The organism is Acinetobacter sp. YH16053, from assembly GCF_013417035.1.
Taxonomy (GTDB): Bacteria; Pseudomonadota; Gammaproteobacteria; order Pseudomonadales; family Moraxellaceae; genus Acinetobacter; species Acinetobacter towneri.
In genome coordinates this window covers 1-4,935 of the sequence record NZ_VPEP01000052.1, presented here as the reverse complement: position 1 = coordinate 4,935, position 4,935 = coordinate 1, and the positions used below count along the sequence as shown (strand labels likewise).

The 4,935-nt window shown below is 38.2% G+C and carries 5 protein-coding genes; 2 read left to right on the top strand and 3 right to left on the bottom strand.

What is annotated here, in order from left to right; translation table 11 throughout:
* Nucleotides 1-654: 654 nt before the first annotated feature.
* Nucleotides 655-957: an AlpA family transcriptional regulator gene (locus FTV43_RS14475; protein ID WP_179991724.1), complete on the bottom strand. Its 303-nt coding sequence runs from the start codon at nucleotides 955-957 to the stop codon at nucleotides 655-657.
* A 1,342-nt stretch (nucleotides 958-2,299) separates the two neighbouring features.
* On the opposite strand from FTV43_RS14475, the gene FTV43_RS14470 reads away from it, so the two are divergent.
* Entirely contained in the window at nucleotides 2,300-2,485 is a 186-nt protein-coding gene (locus FTV43_RS14470; RefSeq protein ID WP_179991721.1) for a hypothetical protein, read from the top strand.
* A gap of 283 nt (nucleotides 2,486-2,768) precedes the next feature.
* On the opposite strand, the gene FTV43_RS14465 is transcribed toward FTV43_RS14470, so the two are convergent.
* A complete protein-coding gene (locus FTV43_RS14465; RefSeq protein WP_368856091.1) occupies nucleotides 2,769-3,149 on the bottom strand; it encodes a helix-turn-helix domain-containing protein in 381 nt (126 codons plus the stop codon).
* A 41-nt stretch (nucleotides 3,150-3,190) separates the two neighbouring features.
* The gene (locus FTV43_RS14460; protein WP_179991723.1) at nucleotides 3,191-3,670 is read right to left on the bottom strand and encodes a HEPN domain-containing protein; all 480 of its coding nucleotides are present in this window, start codon (nucleotides 3,668-3,670) and stop codon (nucleotides 3,191-3,193) included.
* Between the two features lie 441 nt (nucleotides 3,671-4,111).
* Here FTV43_RS14460 and FTV43_RS14455 point away from each other — a divergent pair, with 441 nt between their 5' ends.
* Complete coding sequence (locus tag FTV43_RS14455; protein WP_179991722.1) at nucleotides 4,112-4,663, top strand: hypothetical protein; 552 nt, start codon at nucleotides 4,112-4,114, stop codon at nucleotides 4,661-4,663.
* The last annotated feature ends 272 nt before the right edge of the window (nucleotides 4,664-4,935 follow it).

The following is a 4,935-nucleotide window of genomic DNA, read 5'->3' as shown; positions in this document are numbered from 1 at the left end:
GTGATTCAGCGAGGATTTCACGTGCTTTGTTGGTGATAGTTTTATTTTCTCGTTCAGCAATGATTTGAAGTTTATCTTTGAGATCATCTTCAATTCTAAAGCTCACCGTTGTTGTTTTTTTGCTCTCCGCCATTAATTCCCCTTTTTTTTTGTTGTCTAAAAACGTTGACGTACAAGGCTCTAAGGTGTGTTACCTATGCGTTTTTAATTGGTTTGTTAAAAATATCGCAAAATACAAAATTACAGGCACGACATCGACCGCAGACAAACGGGGACATAATGGGGACATTATTGCCGTTTGTCTACAGTCGCGTACTCAGGGGGATCCCTGATACCCCGAAGCCTCTACGAGTCTTTTTTCTGACGCGCTGCGCTTGTCCAACGATTCACAGGCAGATAAAAATTTTATCTGCCCGTTCATCGTTTCATGAGTGGCAAAATGAAAGTCATTGTTTTGAGGGTTAACGGTGAGATCTCATTGCTAATCAAATGATGTTAAAAACGCCCCCAAAAGCTCGCAAAACCGTTCTAAACTTTCAACGTGATTTTTGGGGTTTGATAGGGTGATCGTGTCTTAAAATCGATTTGAGGGGCTTTGATGGGGATGAATGGGCGGTTTTCGCTAATCAACTCGCCCATTTAACATAAAAGGGATTAGTTGCACTTAGAATCGGTAGGTTCGTTATAATTTTCAGCATTTCCCATTCTAGCGTGATTTTCTTGAGCAAATTTTCGTTCTCTATGACTTTGAGCTTGATTATGTATCCATACATTTATGATTTTTGATGACCACCTAGGGCTATCTCCATGACCTAACCAAACGGTTGGTTGAGGGAAAGGAATTTGATTAGGAATGTCATTACGTCGAATTCTATTCAGCGTTGATTTACTGATACCTAATTTTTCACATAGATCCTTGATCCCCAAAAGGGTGTCATTGGCTATATCAAAATGCATCTTTCTCTCCGTATTCACTTCTAATTATCACTATTATGATGATTCTATATTAACACCGCTAGGTTCAAATTGAAGTACGTATGGTTTTTTTAGCGGTACAGGGTGATTCAAATGCTATTATTTAAAAGCAAAAAAGCCAGCAATTTGCTGGCTTTTTACATAACGTGGATTAACTACGGTTATCAGCCTGATTTTATTGCAATTGCAAACTGCATTAAACGTTCTTTTTTCTCCGTTGAGCCTAAAAACTAATAGTTGCCATACCAGAGAAGCAAGCTAGTATTACTATTCTCACTTGCTCGGTATTGAATATCGACGTTTCCAAGGGAAGCCTACCGGCTTCCCTTTTTTATGGTTGAATGGGGTTGATTTCCATAACAGGAATCGAATACATGAGACAACCTATTGACTACGAACAATTTAAAATTGGTTTGGCTTTGAATTTTTTCATGCCTATTTGAACTCTCAGGCTCAAATTTTGAGCAAAAAAGTGCCTAATGCCCCAATGTGGTACTAATCAAAACGGAGCGAAGCGACAACGTCTTTTTGTCTTTGCTTTTCTCCATGATCAGTGATTGGGTCATGGCTTCTTAGCTTGTTCCATTAGCTAAGTCTGGTACTTCTGGTCAGTTTGGGCTTCTCTCGACGGTGCAATCCTAGAAACCCTGGTCCGTTGATTGGTGCTCTTATCAGGTACGCACTGTAATCTTTCGATACCGCAGCGTGATTCGGAGGCAGAGCCGGAATTTCGTTTTCCGGTACGTTATTACCACAATTTGCCTGTTTATCCTTTCGGGGACCGAGCCAAGTCCGAGTCAATCAAGTGGTGCATTTGGGTTAATGTCGTTGGCTGGTATTTAATGAGAACGTGACAAGCGTCTCTCACGCTGCTAAGATTGGATTGAGCTTTCTAATCGTAGCAGCGAATGCACCGATTCAGAGTACCAAAGCCCTGTGATACTGTCACGGGGCTTTTGTACATCTGTAGGTTAGAAATTTATTAAGTCATCTAAAAATGGCTACGTATAAGACCCATTATGTTAAATGGGCGAGTTAACTTGCTAAAACCGCCCATTCATCCGCATTAAATCCCCTCAAATCGATTTTAAGACACGATCCCCCTATAAAACACCCAAAACCACGTTGAAAGTTTAGAACGGTTTTGCGAGCTTTTGAGTGCGTTTTTAACAAGTTTTTATTTCATGTGAAATTCTTCTAGTAAGTCTTAAAACAATCCACATTCACGGTGGATAAATCGGGGAATATCGTTTGATATTGTGATTTACTCTTTGATAATCAAAAGCAAGAACAATTTGTTTATTTATTAGCCGATGGTGATTACATGAAAACGAAACCAGAAACAGAAATGCGAAAATGGAAAAGATTGAATCAAATCGTTTCAAGGAAAAGAAAGTATAGGCAAGAAGACCTTGATAAGTGGCGTAAAGAGCAAGAGGAAGAAGAGCGGATTAAAGAATGGCTGGATGAAAATGAAGGTGCGATAAAACGCCACATGAAAGACTTGTAGCGTTTAACATAAAAGGGATTAGTCGCACTAAAAATCGATAGGCTCATTACAATTTTCAGTATTTTCCATTCTTGCGTGATTTTCTTGAGCAAATTTTCGTTCTCTATGACTTTGAGCTTGATTGTGTATCCATACATTTATGGTTTTTGATGACCACCTAGGACTATCTCCATGACCTAACCAAACAGTTGGTTAGGTCATGGAGTTTGATTAGGAATGTCATTACGTCGAATTCTAATGAATAACCCCGCCGCAATCAGTGTGGAATATAACTCTCAGAGATTTACTTCTTTTTCATAAACTTATTTATATAAGGGATTACGCCATCAACAATTGCAACACCGGCTGCAGTCAGTCCGATTATGGATGCTCGAGTTATAATTGTTTTTGTTGTTACCCATTCAGCACTATTTTCCTTTAGTTCTTTCTCTGATGGCAGCTCCGTTTCAACCTCATAACCCTGAGATTTAAGAGCTTTAACTCTATCGTCAGCAACTTTAAAGAGCTGCCATGGTTCCAATTCAAACCCATGAGAAATTTTTAATACATTTTCTATGGTCGATGCCCTACCAATTTCAACCCTGGCTAATGTTGACTGAGTCATTCCACATAACTGAGATGCAGAAGCTTGATTTAGGCCTCTATGCTCTCTTTCTTCAGAAATTACAGTTCCAATTTAAAAATTCAGTATTGAGTAACACAAAATTAAAGAAGATGTATATCTTTGATAAATGATTTCAATACATTTAATCTAGAAACCAAAATTTCGTAATCGCTGGCATCAACATTTAATAGAACATAATGAGATTTTCTTTTTTGGAAATATGGGTATCTCAAGTTATTGTGTAAGTGGTTCGAGTTAGTTTTAAGCAAAACATTAGAAGCGAATTGTGCTCGAATTTGCTCTTTCTGAATATTATCGGTTGATAGTATATTAATGAGCATATCAAATGCTGATTCTATAGAATGATTTCTATTTTCATCTCTAAAAAAATCGTTATCTGCATTGATAAGTGAAAAAATCTTACTCCTTATTAACTTCTCCATTGATTGTAAAATCAAATAACAAGCAACCCGATATTTACCTAACTTTGCTAACTCTGAAGCGGCACTTTCATCTTCTTGAGACAATTTTAGGTAAGTGTTACTAATATTTATATTTCTTTCTATTTTACCTATCATCATTTTAGTACATACCTACGAAAAATTATAATTATTAAAATTTATACCCACTAACGCTTATTGTGAACGGTTCTGTCGCATTAAGGCTGTTTGCACGGTAATCTACCCTTTTGAAGTACGTGTATCTTTTTTAATGGTACACGTACTTCAAATGGTATTATTTAAAAGCTAAAAAGCCAGCAAATTGCTGGCTTTTTACATAACGTGGATTAGTCGCACTAAAAATCGATAGGCTCATTACAATTTTCAGTATTTTCCATTCTTGCGTGATTTTCTTGAGTAAATTTTCGTTCTCTATGACTTTGAGCTTGATTGTGTATCCATACATTTATGGTTTTTGATGACCACCTAGGACTGTCTCCATGACCTTATTGATTATTGGTAAGTTTTAGCGGGGGGTGTGATAAAATAGTAAAACGTTGCAAATGGATTATAAGGATAAAAATGAAAGACGATAAGGTAAGTCAGAGTAGCGAGCCATTAGCTATGATGACACATGAACGAGCGCGAAAAGGTCTTATCACCAGAGTAATTCTAGCTGCCACTGTGGGGGGGGTTAGCTCTACACTAAATGCAGTTTGCAATAACGACACTAATAGCGGTGTATCTTCTGTTGCAAGCATTATTGGTTCAGTCGCTGGGTCTTCTGCGGTGCAGTACCTTGTGGAGAAAGTGGTTGATACTAATGGTTTGAGTTTATCAAAAGAATCTAAGATTGGAATGGCTGTTGGAGTTGGTATTGGCGTATCGAGTATATCTAATGCATTAGTTAATAGTTATAACTCGGATACTGACCTTGATTTGTCAGAAGTTGCTACTCAGACAGCTAAGCATGTTGGAATGGGTTATGGTAGCACAATAGGTGCATTGAAGATTATGGGCCCCGAAGACGCTTCTTTTTGGGATGACGATCTAACGCTTACTAATACCACAAAGACCACGTACGACATGGACAATTCTTTAGCTCATTTAGCCTATTTTAAGTGGGACGACTAATAAAAATCAAATACACACCTAATGCCCCAATGTGGTACTAATCAAAACGGAGCGAAGCGACATCATCATTCTGTCTTTGCTTTTCTCCATGATCGGTTATTGGGTCATGGCTTCTTAGCTTGTTCCTTTAGCTAAGTTTGGTACTTCTGGTTAGGTTGGGCTTCTTTCGACGGTGCAATCCAAGAAATCCCTAGTCCGTTGATTGGTGCTCTTATCAGGTACGCACTGTAATCTTTCGATACCGCAGCGTGATTCGGAGGCAGAGCCGGAAT